Genomic DNA, 16,346 nt, shown 5'->3' on the forward strand with positions numbered 1-16,346 from the left:
ATCTCCTTTTGTTTGTCTGATATTAATTTACCAAGATCAATGTGACAGCTCTGTCACAACAAAAAGAGGTGTTAACGAGTAAGCTGTAGAAAAGAAGAATGAAATAAGAGTCTAAGAAGGAGATAGGAGAATGAGACGATTATCAGACTTAACGGAAGAAGAATTGTTAGAAAAAGAGAATGATTGGTGGGATAGAGAGGATGACACCGATCAAAGCTGGATTAATGAAGGAGTTCAATTATATAAAAGACTTTCGAAGATCAATCAACGTGACATTACTTATCAAGAAACACTTGCCTATCTGCTACTTAAGCAGGGGGAAGATATGAAGCTGCGTCAACACGCTTATGATGAGGCTATTAAAAAGTTCAACTCAGTTGTAAGAATTGACCCCTCCAATTCTAGAGCCTGTTACCGCTTAGGTTTTCTCTATTTCGGTCAAGAAGCTTGGGCGAAGTCGATTGATTCTTTTCAACAATCGTTACGTAAAAAGGCCAGTCATGCTAGAAATCAATTAGAACAGGATCAAAAAATAAAAGCCCATCATTACATACTTAAGGCAACACAAATTATTGCTAATGAAACGTTAGGGAAAATCGAGCAAATTCCAGAAAAAGAGTTAGAGGTATTTGGTGAAATCAAGATTCTAATAGAAGAAATAAAAAGTGGACGAAGGAACAAGGAAGAGGAAAAACCTTATCAAATGATTATCAATGGATGGGAATATGTTAATTTAACTGAAGAAGATTACGTTCAACAATCAGATCCTTTTAAAAATAAAGCTCACATCATTTTAAATCAAGGAACTATTCATTACACGACCGTATCATTTAATACTAGAGAGATTCAGATCCCCTATAATCAAGTACCTTTTCTGGAATACATCATGCGTAACCCCGAAGGAGTCAGCAGAGAAGATCTCATTCAAAAGAGATTTCGTGAATCCAATGATCCGGAGGCTGCATTAAGACAAAATATTAGAAGGCTACGTTCAAGATTACAAGAACTAGACCCTATGTACGAATTTATCAAAACGGTAACTGGTGGCTATTGTTGGAACAATGAACTTGAATACAGGATGCTAAAACATAGTAGAGATATCACATCGGACTTGCTTTTGGATTAATCCAAAAGCTTTTTTGTTTTCCTAATGTATTCGACTCCTCCATGTGACATAAGTGTCACATCACTTATTTTATATTTTAGTTAACAAATCAAGAGAGGATGATTCAAATGTTAAAAACAACAATTGAAAAGTTAATGAGAGAAGCGCACACACGTCATTCGGATACGTTAAATAGAAATATTCAAATTGTGCAAACCTACTTTGGGCTTGGATCACAGTCTTTCCCAACATTCGAGTCTGTAGCAGAAGAATTTGGTCTTGGTTCAAGAGAAAGAATCAGGCAAATCGTTACAAATAATTTTGTGAATAAAATCAATCAAGATCACTTCAGTGTAATACACAAAATCAGTCAGTTAGTAGAAAGAAATGAAGTGATTTTTATTGATGAATTTATTCAACAGTTGATAGACAGCGAAGTAATTGATGAAGAATTAAATATTAGGGGTTTATTGAACTTACTCCATACGTTTAATCTTTGTAAGGACTATGAACTCTACAATCTAGATATAAACAAGGCTACAAAAACAGAAATAGAGGACAAGGAGAACATCCTGCTAGTAAAAGTAGAAAAAGAAGAAGAGCTAAGAAGTGATATGAGAAAACTAAGAGCACTTCCTGGACGACATGGAATGGTTAATTTGCATGAAGTTTTCTCTATCAATAATTTCACATACAATGATTTTCTTTTCTATCAATCACTCATTATGCAGACAAAAACATCTTGGGTATATGAAACAGACGAAAAAAATCTATGGTATATGTTTGAAGACCGAGACAATGTCATGGTGAATGCGTTAGAAAAAATAGTAAATGTAACAAATCATGTTAACATTAATATTTTATCTGAAATTATTCACACATACATTAGCAAAAGAACGTTTCGAAAGGTCATTCCAAGTGTGTATCTGATTAAGCAATACATGATGAACTCTAAATACGTGAAACTAACGAATGGTGATTATGCAAGAATAAACGTAGAAAAGAGTCCTTTATTAGATATCGAAAATGACATCCTTCATTTTTATAAAAGTAGAAAAACTTTTACCCTAAGATATCCCGTAATTAATTCCTATCTTGAGGAGAAAGGGTACAGTAAACCCCATCGTGATAAAGCTTTATATCATTCTCCGATTATATTTGTCGATAAAACTAACGGCAGAGGAAACTATGAATTACAATTGATTACCCTATTCCAAGCAAAGCCTCAGACACCAACAGAAGAGAATTCATATGAGAAATATAAGAAGCTATTAAAAGCACTAGAAGGAAAAACAGATATAACTCAATATGCAAAAGCCAGAAAAGAACAATTCTTACTTAGAGACTGGCTATTTAAAAACAAAAACACAGAGACTTGCGCGATTTGCGGAAGAACCTTCTCTATCAGCTCCCTTGTAGCAGCGCACAAGAAAAAACGTGCTACCTGTACTGAAGGTGAACGAACAGATCCTAATATTGTCATGCCTGTTTGCTTATTTGGTTGCGACTATCTCTATGAGGACGATTATATCTATGTGCACTCAGGAAAAATCTGCATTCAAAACACAAATGAATTGCAGAAAGCTGAGCGCGACTATCTAGTAGCTTTGGAGAATCAAATAGTAGATAAACGCTGGCTTAAAGGAAGCGATACTTATTTTATAAAATAGGGGGAGCGTATCAAGGTATGATTTTTATCTTTGGAATACCCCCTTTCCTTTTCTCGCATATCCAATGTGACACCTCTGTCACATCGCCTGTTTTATCCTGTACGTAACAAATTAGAAAGGAATGTGGTTCTCGTGAAAAAAGACATATCAGTTGAGCAAATCGTTTGATCATTACAGCTTGAAAGAACTAAAAGTCTAACAAAAAAAGGAGAGGTTATGATGAGCAAAACTTATCACGTATTTGTATACGGAACATTACGTCAGCATGAAGTAAATTGCCGTTTATTGAAAGAATCAAAGTGCCATTCACGCCAGTGCTGGACGTACGGTGTCCTTTATAACACTGGCTATGGATACCCAGCAATGACTCAAGGAATGACTAGTAGAGTGTACGGTGAACTGTATGATATAACAACTGAACAATTAAACAGACTTGATAGCTTAGAAGGCTATGCTGGCAAAGGTCAAATAAATCATTATGATAGAATCACACAAACAGTTTACACAGACAACAGTACAGTTGAAACTTTCGTCTATGTTTTCACCTCTTCTCAAATTACTAATCTTGAAAAAATTAAATTTGGTGATTGGAAGTGTCATCGTTACTTAAATAAAGATGAGATACTGTATTTCGCCTATGGTTCTTGTATGGATAGTGAGAGGTTTCATCGTTCTGGCGTCAAGGATCAATTTGCTCTAGTGGCAGGCTGTGGCATTGTTAAAAACTATTCCCTAGCCTATTCAAGAAAATCCCATGATGGCGGTAGAGCCGATATAATTGAATCAAATCAGTGGGTGGAAGGAAAAGTCTATCAAATTAAAAACAAGACGCTGGATTATTTGTACAAAAGAGAAGGCGTGTACATGAATATTTACCGTCCTGCTTTTGTGGATGTGATCATTGATGGTGTTTGGTACAACGACGTATTAACTTTCTTAGTGATTGATAAGGAAAAGGAAACTGCACCACCAGAACAATATGCAGCAGAGATCCTCCGAGGTGCAAAGAGCTTTGTAAGTGATCGTTACTATAAAAAACTTAAGGATGATTTATCTAACCAATTTTCAATGAAACTCAATGAGGAGGAGATTTAATATGGCACCATTCACTGCTCAAATACTAGTAGGTCATGCACATCCATATGACGGAGGAATAAATGGGATCACCCATACCCTTTATTTATCTGAAAATAGTCGGCCAGGACTGATTATATAATCAACAAATGCCCCAAATGAAAAGAAAATCGTATGGATCCCAACAGTAAAAAACATGCTAGAGGATGCACTGTTAATGATCGGACTATATGTTTTTAAAGATGAAGAATTAATGAAAATGAAAGATATGTATTTTTCAAACAAGGACGAAAAGTATATTGAACTATACAGTGAAATAAAACAGAACTTCGGAAGCAAAGGATCTCTTGCTTCTTTAGTTTCGCTAAACGAAGGAAGCACAAGAACCGTCCCAGTGCTTCCATGTCATTTATTAACAAATAATGCCGAACTAATGTATCATAAGAATATAGCCATAGTATAGTCAGAAATGATTATAAGCTAGCTGATAATTGCAAAATCTAGCAAACCGAGGTGAACTCATGCTAAAGCAAGGTATCTACGAAGAAATCATTACCCAAAAACTAAACACCGAACTTAAAGAATTAGACTTAGATACATATGAACTCGGAAAAGAGAAACTTGATGTCGAGGAAGCGAGAAAAATCTTATCAAGTTACATCTCTCACATAACAAGACGGGCACTCAAATTTTTGAGAGACAATAAAAAAGATGATACGGAAGCATTACTGGAGCAAATCAAAGTCTGCAATGACATTATTTCATTACTTAGTCAGAAACTAGATGATGATGAATACAAGACCCTACAAATAGAAAAAGAGGGCGAGGTTCTTACTTCTGTCTATTCACGTCTTAATTCAGTGAAAAGCTTACGGAAGGAAAAAATCATAAGGCCTGTCACACCGATTTCGCAAAGCTCACTTTTTACTGGCTCAAACTATGAGCCAAACATGCTGAGTGAGTTAAAAAAGGAGATTTTAACTTCTGATCAAATCGACATGCTTGTTTCGTTTATCAAATGGAGTGGCTTGCGTTGCATCATTGAGGAGTTAAACACCTTTACTGAAAAAGGTGGAAAGTTAAGAGTTATCACAACGTCCTACATGGAGGCGACTGATTTTAAAGCGATTGAAGAATTAAGTCAATTAGCGAATACGGAAATTAAAGTTTCCTATGATGTTGAAAGGACGAGACTTCATGCAAAAGCATATCTCTTCCAAAGAGATACTGGCTTCAGTACGGCCTATATTGGTTCTTCCAATCTTTCCAATCCGGCGTTAACGTCCGGGTTAGAGTGGAACCTTAAAGTAACGGAAAAGGATTCGTTTGATATCGTAAGAAAGTTTGAAGCGACGTTTGAGAGTTATTGGAATGACAAGGAATTTCAAACGTTCCATTTTGATGATCCAGAGCACAAAGACCTCTTAAAAAGTGCTTTGTCTAAAACGAAGCAAAAAGAGACGAATGATTTTCATTTTGCTTTTGATATAAGGCCTTTTCACTACCAGAAAGAGATTTTGGAAAAGTTGAAAGTTGAGAGAGATGTTTTTGGTCGGTATAAGAACTTAGTGGTTGCGGCTACGGGCGTGGGGAAAACGGTTATTTCTGCGTTTGACTATAAGCAATTTTATCAATCTAACAAGAACCAAGCTCGTTTGTTATTTGTTGCTCATCGGGAAGAGATCCTCAAGCAGAGTAGGGATACGTTTCGAGCGATTTTAAAAGATGCTAATTTTGGTGAGCTGCTTGTGGGGAGCTATCAGCCTTCTTCGTTAGATCACTTATTTGTGAGTATTCATAGCTTTAATAGTAAGAAGTTATATGAATCAACAACGAGTGATTTTTACGATTTTATTATTGTTGATGAGTTTCATCATGCTGCATCGGACTCCTATCAACGGTTGATCAATCATTACAAACCTCAAATTCTTCTTGGATTAACCGCAACGCCTGAACGAATGGATGGGAAGGACATTTTAACGTATTTTGATGATACAATAGCTGCTGAAATGCGTTTAACGGAAGCGGTGAATCAAAAATTGCTTTCTCCATTTCAATACTTTTGTGTGAGTGATACTGTTGATCTTTCTAAACTGAAATGGAGTCGAAAGGGTTATGATCTTCGAGAATTAGAGAATGTGTATACATCGAGTGATATGCGGAGCAACCAGATCATTAAGAGCATTCATAAGTATGTAACGTCTATTGATGATGTGAAGGGTCTTGGGTTTTGTGTGTCGATCGAACATGCAAAGTATATGGCTGCTTATTTTAACAAAAGTGGTATTCCGGCGGTGTCGTTATATGGAGATGTGAACAAGACGGAACGAAATGAGGCACAAGATAAGCTTGTAAAGGGAGACATCAAGTTTATTTTTGTTGTGGATCTTTATAATGAAGGGATTGATATCCCAGAAGTAAACACCGTTTTATTTTTACGACCGACGGAAAGTTTAACTGTGTTTCTTCAACAATTGGGAAGGGGATTACGGCTCTCGGAAGGAAAGGATTGTTTAACGGTTTTAGACTTCGTTGGACAGGTCCATCAACAATATAATTTTGAAGAAAAGTTTAAAGCGCTAGTAGGAAGGTCGAAGCATTCGATTCAGCATTATGTCGAGAATGGCTTTTTTTATTTACCCAAAGGCTGTTTCATTCAATTAGAAAAACAGGCTAAGGATTATATTCTTAGAAATATTAAGCAAAGTGCCAACACTAAAGGGAACCTAATCGCTAAAATGAAGTATTTCGAGCAAGATACTGGGAAAGAGCTAACGTTACACAATTTCTTACAGCATTATCACTTATCTTTGTATGATTTTTATGGGAAAACTAAGGATCGTAGCTTTGCTCGATTTAAAGTGCTAGCGGAAGCGATGGATGATTTTCATTGTGAAAAAGAAAAGCAGATTACGAGTCGATTACCTAATTTATTTCATATTAATTCAAAAGCGTTATTGAATTTTTGGATTCGTTATGTGCAAGAGGGCGTTGTTGAAACCGAAGAAGACGAGCTGATGTTAGCGATGTTGTATTATTCCTTTTATCAACATCACCCAAAGAAGGAAGGGTTCGCCTCTTTAGAAGAGGGAATTTATCAAATTATTGAAGTGAAGCAATTTAGAGAAGAACTACTTGAAATTTTATCTTTTCTCTATAACTCGCTTGAGACGATGGAGAAGGACAATGAATTTGATTTCCCTTGTCCGTTAAAAGTCCATAGCAAATATTCGAGATCGCAAGTGTTAGCTGCGTTAGGGTATTTTAGTGAAACGGCAAGTCCATTCTTCCGAGAAGGGGTAAAACACTTTGAAGATAAAGGATTAGATATTTTCTTCACGACGTTAAATAAATCAGAAAAGGATTTTTCACCGTCAACTTTATACGATGATTATGCCATTAATGAAACGCTATTTCATTGGCAATCACAATCGACAGTAGCTGAAGGAAGCAAAACAGCTAAACGTTATATCACTCATAAGCAGAAAGGGCATAAGTTGGCTTTATTTGTAAGGGAATATAAACAAGAGTATGGGTTAACTGCTTCGTTTGTCTTTTTAGGGTTTGTCGATTATGTGAAGCATTCTGGAAGTAAGCCGGTAAGTTTTGTGTGGAGATTGCATGAGGAAATGCCGTCTTATCTGGTACCGAGGGCGAATAAGAACATTCTTTAATTTTTCACGCGTGTACCACCTTTAGACGGTACACGCGTGAAACTCAGGTTGAGGCGTTAGAGGAACTAAAGCGGGTAGTTGAAGACGGTTATAATAAAGCACTTATTATGAAGACGAGGCTTTGGTAAAAGTATTTATCATCTTTTTTTTGCTAAAGGATATAAACGAATCCTTTTCATTGCTCATAGCGAGGAAACTCTTTCAAGCGTAACGAACGTTTGAGTAACTAATGCCTGAGCGATTTATTGGAATTTTAAATGGAAAGAGAAGGGTGGGGAAGCTGACTATTGTTCTGCTATTAGTAATTCAACAGCTGGAATATCAGCAGGAGCCCATTTCAGAGAGTTTAGGTTTTCTCTTTTCAGCCAAATAAGTTTGGAATGTTCGCTAGGAATAGGGCTACCTTCAATGATTTTTGCTTTGACCGCAATAAGATTAATAGTGAAATTCTCATATTCATGGGTATGATCATTAAAGAAATCAAGAGTTTCAATCTGACATTGTAACTCTTCATTAATTTCTCTTTTAATGGCAGTGTAGATGTCCTCATCTTTCTCAACTTTTCCTCCTGGAAATTCCCACATGTTCGGAATAGACATATCAGGAGATCTAAGGGCACATAAGATTTCATCTTGGTTATTTTCAATAATTGCGGCTACTACTTTGACTGCTTTTTTCAAGATGATGGTCCTCCTAGTGAGTGTTAATCTGTAATAATCATAACATTTTTGTTTAGGTTGGTGTTCTAATGTGTAGTTAAAAGTTATTCATGGGTTTTATTTATCTAACGTTCAAAAAATCAGTTAGTGAATTAGCAAAAATACTAAAGCACACAAATACAGGTTGCTGCAAGGCATGATGGAGGTTAAGAAATGCTTGTTGCAACGAGTGATTGCAGCAAAAGGGAAAGGTTGGTAAACCATGCCTACATACAACAAACTCATCCGAGATCGAATTCCAGAAATCATTGAAAAAAGCGGAAAACGTTATCGGATAGAAATGTTAGATACACCTACGTATGAAAAAGAACTACAAGTAAAGTTAAAAGAAGAATTGGAAGAGCTAATACAGGCTGAAACAACGAAAGAGCGGGTCGAAGAGATGGCTGATTTATTAGAGGTTGTTTATGCTCTTGCTCATCTTGACGGGGTTGATCCATCTGAGATTGAACGTGTTAGAGAAGGGAAGCAGCAAGAACGCGGTGGTTTTGAGGAACGAATTTTCTTACTTGATGTAGAGGATAAGTAGTGCTTTTATAGTTGGTATTGTTAGGGGGGGATTGAATGAGTCATAAGTTAAAGGTGGGTGAGCTTAAAGAAATATATTTAACAGATGAAGAAATCTGGAGAATCTTTACGATTGTGTTATCGAGTAAATCGGTTAAGTCATCTACATATAAGTATGCTCTTATCAAATCTTTGATAGAAAATTTGTATCAAGTGAATGATCAATTTGAGTTGACGTATGATCAATTGGCTTACTCGTTTACAAAGATTTATTGGAACTTAATTGTTCATCATAATCTAGATAAGCAAAATAGAGGGAAAAATGCGAGGGTAGTGACGATCATTAAAGAGACCCAAACAAACTATGCCATCCCTTCTGAATTTAGCTTTGATAAAATTGATGCTAGCCTACAACTGAACCTAGTGAAAAAAATAAAAACAACCATGAAGGAAAATGTCTTCGGTGCCCTTTATGGGGACACAAGAGGGACTTTTTACGCTTTTGATCATAAGAGAGAATGTCTTAAATTAAATCCTGGAGTACATAGTTTTATGCTGAATTATCAAAGGTTGATTGTAAACCTTACGAACTACCACATGGCAGCCATGATTGAAGAGCTTAATGAAGTACCAAGTATTAATTACTTACTAGGGAAGGTAGAAAGCATCGCAAAACGATCGTCATTACGACCATTTGAAAAACTATTAATGAGTCATTTTGAAGCAAGCTGTTTTTATTGTAATAAGACTCTTTCCGGAAAAAAGAGAGAAACGCACGTCGATCATTTTATTCCTTGGTCGTTTGTTCAGTCAGATCAATTATGGAATCTAGTGTTGTCTTGTAATCGATGTAACAGTTCGAAAAGTGACAAGCTGCCGGATCGATCGTTCCTTGAATTTATTCTTGACCGTAATTTTGAGCTTACTCATAAAATTCAAGATGATACCTTGATGACGAATTATAAGTCTAAGAAAATGATCATGTTGTATGATTATTCGATTAAAAATGGGTTTGATACGGTTTGGTGTCCTTAGGAGGGACAAGGAAGTAGGAGGAAATGTTACTTTAAAAAGGGGACTAAAATGGATTTTCTATTGCTGTCAGTAATACTAGGACTAATACTATTCGTACCTTATAAGAAGTTCCGAGATACTAAATACGAAGAGGTAAGTGGAAATGGATTCTTTGATACTATGTCTGATAAAGACAACTATGGAGAATACGTAACGTTTTCTATTTTGCAGAATCATTTGCTTCAATTGTTTCTATAAAGTGACGTTTGACCGATTGAATTGGCCCACAAACAGGTGCACCATTACGTCCTAATAAATGAACCAAGTCTAACTCAGATTCTATTTGGGATCTTGTACGGTGACTACTGGTTAGCAACGATCGGTTGTTTTATGTATTTCCTTAAAAGCTCCATCTGCATCGGATTCTGATTGGAAACTCCGAAATGTCTTACTTTTCCTGAATTTTCGAGAATATCGAAAGCTTCTGTAACCTCTTCAGGCTCCATTAGTGCGTCCGGACGATGAAGAAGGAATACATCCAAATAATCTATGAAAGATTAATGGGCTTGAATCTAATTGAAAAGAAGATAAATGTGGAACTTTGGGATATCTATGATAAAGACAGAAATGTCACAGGTAAAACGATGAGGAGAGGGGACCCTTTTGAAAAAGATGCGTACCATCTAGTCGTTCATGTGTGTATGTTCAACAAAAATGGGGAAATGTTGATTCAGCAAAGACAACCTTTCAAGAGTGGTTGGGCCAATATGTGGGACATTACTGTGGGAGGTAGTGCCGTTGCTGGGGATACAAGCCAACAAGCTGCGGAGCGTGAAGTGCTGGAAGAATTAGGTTATAAAATTGACTTACACGGTATAAGACCTTCTTTAACAATAAACTTTCCAGTGGGATTTGATGACTATTATCTCGTTGAAGTAGATCTTGATATTAGGGAATTAACGTTACAGCCAGAGGAAGTACAACGAGTGAAGTGGGCGACAAAAGAAGAAATCTTAACGATGATCGACCAAGAAATATTTATACCATACCATAAGAGTTTGATAGAAGTATTATTTGATATGAGAAAATTCATGGGTAGTCATAGTTAACCGTGGGTTATGGTCCCCCGCTTATTTAAAGCGTTAGTGGATTGGGGGACAGGCGCTGTTTCACACTACAAAGTTTCTACCGGTATAATATCTGAAATGATCGGAGATTCTATTGAAAAAAGACAATACAAGTCAGTAACCCCATTTTGTAGTTTGCAATTTTGAATGACAAAGCCTTCATACCCCTGTTGAATAAGGCTGTTACGAAATTTTTCATTGGCTTCCTCCATATTTAAAAGGGTAGCCTCATCTTTCCAGGTAAAGTTTCTTTTTCCGGCATGAATATATTCACAATATTTGTCACGATCATTCATAAACAAATCATACGAATCCCCGGTATTAGAATCATATATTTTAAGGTTTGGTTCATCTATAAATAGTTTGTAAATAAAGCCAGTTACTCGCCTTTCAACTTGAATAACCTTAGGTTTTCCATCTTCCCAAAATTCCGTTTCTGACTTTTGATAAACCGTCTCCGTTCCGATTGCATAGGGTTTAGCAGAATGAATATCAGATGTAAGCCAAAATCCAATTGTACCAATAACGTTATTGACGTTTTGAACTTTTGCTTCACTAGTAAAATCTTCAATTTTATTCAGAGTACCAAAATAAGCGATCATTTTCATACCTCCCATTTTTAGATTGCCCAATTCTGAGTTTATCATTTATGGATAAGTTAATTAAAAAATGTCAGAAACACTTTGGGTCTCAACGCACAGGCACCGCTTGTTACACCACCAGTATCATACATACAAAAACGCCAGCGTATTTATTTTTAAGGTGACTAGCTACAATATATGAATAGAAAAAACATATGATTTCAAAAAAGGGATAAACTGAAGAAAGAATTTAAGAAAGGAGATGTGAAATATGACCAAAAAATATAATAAAGGCAGCCGTAATCAAAATGCACCAGAATTACACGGCAAAGTTCCAGCTAGCGGTGATAACAATAAAGGGAGTAAAAGGAAATAAAGGTTGAAAGGTGAAAACAAATAGGTTTAGCAATGTGGATTGGATTGAAATCTAAATATAGATTTTTTATCTATTTAGCATCAAGGGGGAGTGACCAGGCGCTCCCCAAAATGAAAATACCCGTTGTCAACTATTTTGGTAGAGAAATGAGGGAAATCAGAGCGCTGGAGTAGGCAATCTAAAACCGCTATTGTTATCGATATCTACTTTTTATCTGCAAGAACTTATAAATATATTTACGAAGAGTACTTTTTTTAAAAATCCTCCCACCACAAATCAACCTATCTTTATATATATAGTATGAAGACATACATACGATAGGAGGAACTTCATATGGCTAAATTCCGTATGATTCAAACAGGCTTTTGGAATGACCCAAAAGTGATGGAGGAGATGACACCGGAGGATAAGTTCTTTTTCATGTATCTGCTCACCAATCCGCAAGTAACTCAAATTGGCATCTACCGGATTACGAAGAAACAAGTGGCTTTTGAAACTGGCTTCTCCGTTGAAACGGTGCAGCTGTTATTTGAGCGCTTTTTGCACCAACATGAGCTCATTCGTTACAATGCTGAAACAAGGGAGCTGGCGATCAAGAACTGGGGCAAGCACAATCTTGGCCGTGGAGGCAAACCAATGCTTGATTGTATTCGGAAGGAACTAGAGGACGTCAAGGATCATTCTCTTATTGAATATGTTGGACAAGAAGTGACCAATGAGTCGATTCGAGAACTTTACGCATCCTTCTGCCTTAAAAACGACGATACGTCGACGTTACGTGGACAAGAAGAAGAAAAAGAAGAAGAAAAAGAAGAAGAAAAAGAAGAAGAAAAAGAAGAAGAAAAAGAAGAAGAACAACAACAAGAACCATACGCCGTCGTATTTCGTTTTTACGAAGAAAACATCGGAGTCCTGAATCCATTTATCGCAGAGTCAATTGCCCTTTGGTTAGAAGAACTTAGTCCGGAAGTTGTGATGCTTGCCATAAAAAAGGCTTTGATGAAGCAAAAACGTTGGGATTATGCAGAAGGAATTTTGAAAAAATGGTCGAATCAAAACTTAACGACCATCCAAGCCATTGAAGCAAGCGTCACCCACTTCCAGAAGCGACAAACGCGAACCTCCCCAACAGATGTACTTGAACGAGTGAAACGAGGTGATTTTTCATGACAAATGAGGAAGCAGCCGAAGTTCTCCTAACGATCCACGAAGTCTATCCATCCTACGAACTCACAGAACGGAAAATGAAAATCCTTGTCCCGGCTTTGCTGCAAATGGACCTTGCTGGGGTCATGAAACGGTTGAATGAATACATTCTCACCAACCCTTGGCCGCCAACGATTTCAGATATTGCCTCTTATCCACTTCAGGAAAACGAAGTGTTGAGAAAAGCGCAGGAGTATGAAAAACATGCTTCTCGGAATCCCCCAACCAAAGAGCAAATCGAAGAATTCCAAGCGCGGTTCAAGCAGCTTGGAGTAACGGAGGCAGAAGATGAGTGAGCACCCATCCGTCGCCGAACAAGCTGTTATTGGAGCGATCCTCCTTGAGCCTGAACTCATTAAAGAATGCAGTCTGCAGGAAGAACAGTTCTACGAAGCCCGCCATAAAATCATCTTTCAAGCGATGCGAGCATTAGAGCGGTCCGAAACCCCTTCAGATATCGTAGCTGTCGTCACCATGTTACGTGATGTCCTCGAATCGATTGGGGGAGTGTCGTACCTATCTGATCTGATGAATGCCGTCGCCACAACAAGCAACTTCAAGCACTACGAAGAATTGATCCTCGAACATGTTCGGAAACGGTCGGCCATGAAACTCACCGAACAATTCCACAATGAAGCAAATGATGAGTCCATCGATACTCTGATAACGGAGCTCCAACAGATACAGGAGCTGACGATTAAGAAACAACACCGGACGAAAAAAGAGATCCTTGCTGATGTCGTCGAAACGTTGCATGAACCAACCGAGGATCTCTTAGGAAGACCTAGTGGCATCATCGATCTCGATAAAATGACGGGTGGCTGGCAAAAGCAGGACTTGATCATTATCGCCGCAAGACCTTCTGTCGGAAAAACGGCATTTGCCTTGCAGATGGGTGCTGTCAACTGCCGTAGGGGAGGAGTGACGACTTTCTTTTCCCTAGAAATGGCGGATAGACAACTGGCCATCAGGTGGATCAACGCAGAAGGGCGGATTGACGGGATGAAATGGAAAAATCCGACACGGTTCTTTTCCGCTGCCGATTATCGTCAAGCCGTAAACGCCATCGGAGCCATTGAAAAGTGGGACATGGAAATCATCGATAACCCGAGTATCAAAGTCTCTGAAATTCGTTCCAAACTAAACGAAATCAAACGCAGATACCCGAACCGAGACCATCTTGTAATCATTGATTACCTTCAGCTCATCCAATCCTCAAGCAAACGAGGAGAAAACCGCCAACAAGAAGTGTCGTCCATTTCACGTTCCCTAAAAGCGATGGCAAGAGAGCTCGACGTCCCGATTATCGCCCTTTCACAGCTATCAAGGAAGGTTGAGACCCGCCAAGAGAAACGGCCCATGATGTCGGACATCCGAGAATCGGGAAGCATTGAGCAGGATGCGGACATTGTTGCCTTTTTGTACCGCGATGATTATTACGACAATGAAACGGACGGGCGAAACAAAATTGAAATCATCGTCGCAAAGCAACGGAATGGACCAGTTGGGACGGTGGAGGCCTTATTTGAGAAGGAATATGGAAGGTTTGTGAATCTAGCAACAAGCATAGCTACTGAAAAAGGATAAAAAAGGAGGACGCTGAAAAAGTACCTCGAAGGACCACTAAAAAGGGAAAAGCACCCTTTTTTAGTGGCCTATAAAAAAGGAGGCCGAAAAATGGGAGAAGTCCAGCAATTAAAAGTAGCGTATGATATGTCACTGTTGAAAAAGCAAATTCGCGAATACCAATTAGAGAATGAATTACTAGTAAGAGAGAACCAGTTGCTTAAGCAGCAGTTACGGGTGTTGAAGTGGAGGTCTGGGAGAAAGGAGTGAGGGGGTGGAGAAACGTGGAGGGACAGGTTCCTTGGCCCACCTTAGCGGTTATTATCGACTCAAGCGGACTCACGTTACGTTTGTGACAAAAACCAGTGTTTGCACTATGTTTGAGGACTGTGGTTCCGTTATTTAGTGTTTTATGGGTTAAGCTAGCAATCTTCTGTAAATAGCGGATTTGAGCCCTGAAAAATGAATGAAGACACCCCTGAAAAAGCAGAGATTTTCTCTTTTCATTCAGTGATCAAATCATACACCTCATCGACCACTTCTTCATCTTGAACGTCAAATTCCATTCTTAGACTATGTCGAATCATCGTCTTATTGACTGATCCTTCCGTAACATGCACAACATTTGTTTTTAGCCAGTCAGCCATCTGTTGAATTTGGTTTTGGTCATTTGAATGACTCATCATGCAATCTCCTTCCTGAAAATCCTTTCTTACTAGCATTTTCTAAACGAACATTAATATACTCGATCAACCCGTTTCTTTCCGAGTTCGGCGGAAATAGGTGTGGATTACTTTTTGTTTTGGCGGTTCGGACTTCAGCTTTTCGATGAAGTGAGGTTTCGTTTGTTCCAGTAACAGACTCTTTAGCTGCTCAAGTCTTACTGTGCCGAATCCAGGTATTTTTTTAGGGGTGGTAATAAGGAAATCCCCTTGTTGTTGAAAAAACCGAATGCCAGCATGTCCTGTACTTTCGGCTTTCCCTAATTTGTAACCAAATTTAAATGGCTGTTCTATATAAGAAGAAACCTGTCGGAGACCTAAGTTTTCATAAATGGCGGGAAATTGATGAAAGACTGGAGGGTCGGTAAACGATATCGAGGTTATGTTCAAAATGCCGCTCCTTTCTCGTTTAGGATTACTCCTATTATTCCCTAATAGTGGCTGGAGCAGACGATTATGAGTAGATGTTCAGCATTGAGTTTTTAATTATAGAGAGCAGATTGTTATTTGCATGAACATGTAAAAGCGATGGAAAGCTTCCTTTATATTAAAAGTTAAAGTCTTCTTTGTTTTTTTAGTATTAAGTTTAAAAATAGAGAACTGTGGTAAAAGTGTAGTATCGAAATTGATTGTTGCTATTCGTGTCGAAATATGATAGATTATTAAATCTAGCCGCAAAAATTAATTTTAAATTAACTCTTGCGCAGAATTATTTATTGTGATATATTATTACTTGTCGCTACGAACGATTGATTGATTCGTAACGAGCCGCAAAAAAAACTTTCAAAAAGTTGTTGCGCGGAATTGAGTGTTGTGTTATGATAATAAATGTCGCTGATGAAACAGCGGTTAACGAGTTCTTTGAAAACTGAACAAAAGCCAAGCGAAATAGAGAAATATGTTTTCTCGTCAATAAATCCTATCATTTGATAGGTTGAAATAACTTAGTATCGTTAGCGATACATTTTGAGCGAATCAACTCAACTTTTATGGAGAGTTTGATCC

The 16,346-nt window shown here is 37.7% G+C and carries 17 protein-coding genes and 1 pseudogene; 13 read left to right on the forward strand and 5 right to left on the reverse strand.

Annotated elements, in window-relative coordinates; translation table 11 throughout:
• Nucleotides 1-130 precede the first annotated feature (130 nt).
• From SLH51_RS18815 to SLH51_RS18835, 5 genes are all read left to right on the forward strand, one after another.
• A complete protein-coding gene (locus SLH51_RS18815; protein ID WP_335963013.1) occupies nt 131-1,126 on the forward strand; it encodes a hypothetical protein in 996 nt (331 codons plus the stop codon).
• Between the two features lie 107 nt (nt 1,127-1,233).
• On the forward strand, nt 1,234-2,775 hold the full coding sequence (locus SLH51_RS18820) for a hypothetical protein (RefSeq protein WP_335963014.1): 1,542 nt from the start codon (nt 1,234-1,236) through the stop codon (nt 2,773-2,775).
• A gap of 219 nt (nt 2,776-2,994) precedes the next feature.
• Entirely contained in the window at nt 2,995-3,870 is an 876-nt protein-coding gene (locus SLH51_RS18825; RefSeq protein ID WP_335963016.1) for a gamma-glutamylcyclotransferase, read from the forward strand.
• Between the two features lie 196 nt (nt 3,871-4,066).
• A complete protein-coding gene (locus SLH51_RS18830) occupies nt 4,067-4,312 on the forward strand; it encodes a hypothetical protein (RefSeq protein ID WP_335963018.1) in 246 nt (81 codons plus the stop codon).
• Between the two features lie 58 nt (nt 4,313-4,370).
• Nucleotides 4,371-7,523: a DEAD/DEAH box helicase gene (locus tag SLH51_RS18835; protein ID WP_335963019.1), complete on the forward strand. Its 3,153-nt coding sequence runs from the start codon at nt 4,371-4,373 to the stop codon at nt 7,521-7,523.
• A 284-nt stretch (nt 7,524-7,807) separates the two neighbouring features.
• On the opposite strand, the gene SLH51_RS18840 is transcribed toward SLH51_RS18835, so the two are convergent.
• Nucleotides 7,808-8,203 (reverse strand): (deoxy)nucleoside triphosphate pyrophosphohydrolase, encoded by a 396-nt coding sequence (locus SLH51_RS18840; RefSeq protein ID WP_335963020.1) that lies wholly within the window; start codon nt 8,201-8,203, stop codon nt 7,808-7,810.
• 241 nt (nt 8,204-8,444) lie between these two features.
• On the opposite strand from SLH51_RS18840, the gene SLH51_RS18845 reads away from it, so the two are divergent.
• From SLH51_RS18845 to SLH51_RS18855, 3 genes are read left to right on the forward strand one after another with little or no spacing between them, the layout of a single operon-like run.
• Nucleotides 8,445-8,771, forward strand: a complete 327-nt coding sequence (locus tag SLH51_RS18845; protein WP_335963022.1) for a nucleoside triphosphate pyrophosphohydrolase — start codon at nt 8,445-8,447, stop codon at nt 8,769-8,771.
• A gap of 35 nt (nt 8,772-8,806) precedes the next feature.
• Nucleotides 8,807-9,784: an HNH endonuclease domain-containing protein gene (locus SLH51_RS18850; protein WP_335963023.1), complete on the forward strand. Its 978-nt coding sequence runs from the start codon at nt 8,807-8,809 to the stop codon at nt 9,782-9,784.
• 48 nt (nt 9,785-9,832) lie between these two features.
• Nucleotides 9,833-10,021 (forward strand): hypothetical protein, encoded by a 189-nt coding sequence (locus SLH51_RS18855; RefSeq protein WP_335963024.1) that lies wholly within the window; start codon nt 9,833-9,835, stop codon nt 10,019-10,021.
• Nucleotides 10,022-10,128: 107 nt separating this feature from the next.
• Here SLH51_RS18855 and SLH51_RS18860 read toward each other — a convergent pair.
• Nucleotides 10,129-10,311, reverse strand: a pseudogene (locus SLH51_RS18860) (aldo/keto reductase); the annotation flags it as partial.
• Nucleotides 10,312-10,356: 45 nt separating this feature from the next.
• Between SLH51_RS18860 and SLH51_RS18865 the strand changes: the two are divergent.
• Complete coding sequence (locus SLH51_RS18865) at nt 10,357-10,872, forward strand: NUDIX hydrolase (RefSeq protein WP_335963034.1); 516 nt, start codon at nt 10,357-10,359, stop codon at nt 10,870-10,872.
• 65 nt (nt 10,873-10,937) lie between these two features.
• On the opposite strand, the gene SLH51_RS18870 is transcribed toward SLH51_RS18865, so the two are convergent.
• The gene (locus tag SLH51_RS18870; protein WP_335963025.1) at nt 10,938-11,492 is read right to left on the reverse strand and encodes a hypothetical protein; all 555 of its coding nucleotides are present in this window, start codon (nt 11,490-11,492) and stop codon (nt 10,938-10,940) included.
• A 688-nt stretch (nt 11,493-12,180) separates the two neighbouring features.
• Between SLH51_RS18870 and SLH51_RS18875 the strand changes: the two genes are divergently transcribed.
• The 4 genes from SLH51_RS18875 (at nt 12,181) to SLH51_RS18890 (ending at nt 14,889) form a co-directional block, all read left to right on the forward strand.
• Nucleotides 12,181-13,017, forward strand: coding sequence for a DnaD domain-containing protein (locus SLH51_RS18875; protein WP_335963026.1), 837 nt, complete (start codon nt 12,181-12,183; stop codon nt 13,015-13,017).
• On the forward strand, nt 13,014-13,349 hold the full coding sequence (locus SLH51_RS18880) for a replicative helicase loader/inhibitor (protein WP_335963027.1): 336 nt from the start codon (nt 13,014-13,016) through the stop codon (nt 13,347-13,349). Before SLH51_RS18875 ends, SLH51_RS18880 begins: the two co-directional genes overlap by 4 nt.
• A complete protein-coding gene (gene dnaB / locus SLH51_RS18885) occupies nt 13,342-14,640 on the forward strand; it encodes a replicative DNA helicase (RefSeq protein WP_335963028.1) in 1,299 nt (432 codons plus the stop codon). The genes SLH51_RS18880 and dnaB overlap by 8 nt, the downstream gene beginning before the upstream one ends.
• A gap of 90 nt (nt 14,641-14,730) precedes the next feature.
• Entirely contained in the window at nt 14,731-14,889 is a 159-nt protein-coding gene (locus SLH51_RS18890; protein ID WP_335963029.1) for a hypothetical protein, read from the forward strand.
• A 233-nt stretch (nt 14,890-15,122) separates the two neighbouring features.
• Here SLH51_RS18890 and SLH51_RS18895 read toward each other — a convergent pair whose 3' ends face one another.
• Both SLH51_RS18895 and SLH51_RS18900 read right to left on the reverse strand, forming a co-directional pair.
• On the reverse strand, nt 15,123-15,305 hold the full coding sequence (locus tag SLH51_RS18895) for a hypothetical protein (protein WP_335963030.1): 183 nt from the start codon (nt 15,303-15,305) through the stop codon (nt 15,123-15,125).
• Between the two features lie 63 nt (nt 15,306-15,368).
• The gene (locus tag SLH51_RS18900) at nt 15,369-15,731 is read right to left on the reverse strand and encodes a hypothetical protein (protein ID WP_335963031.1); all 363 of its coding nucleotides are present in this window, start codon (nt 15,729-15,731) and stop codon (nt 15,369-15,371) included.
• Nucleotides 15,732-16,346: the final 615 nt, after the last annotated feature.

The organism is Halalkalibacter kiskunsagensis (assembly GCF_037027555.1).
Taxonomy (GTDB): domain Bacteria; phylum Bacillota; class Bacilli; order Bacillales; family Bacillaceae_D; genus Halalkalibacter; species Halalkalibacter kiskunsagensis.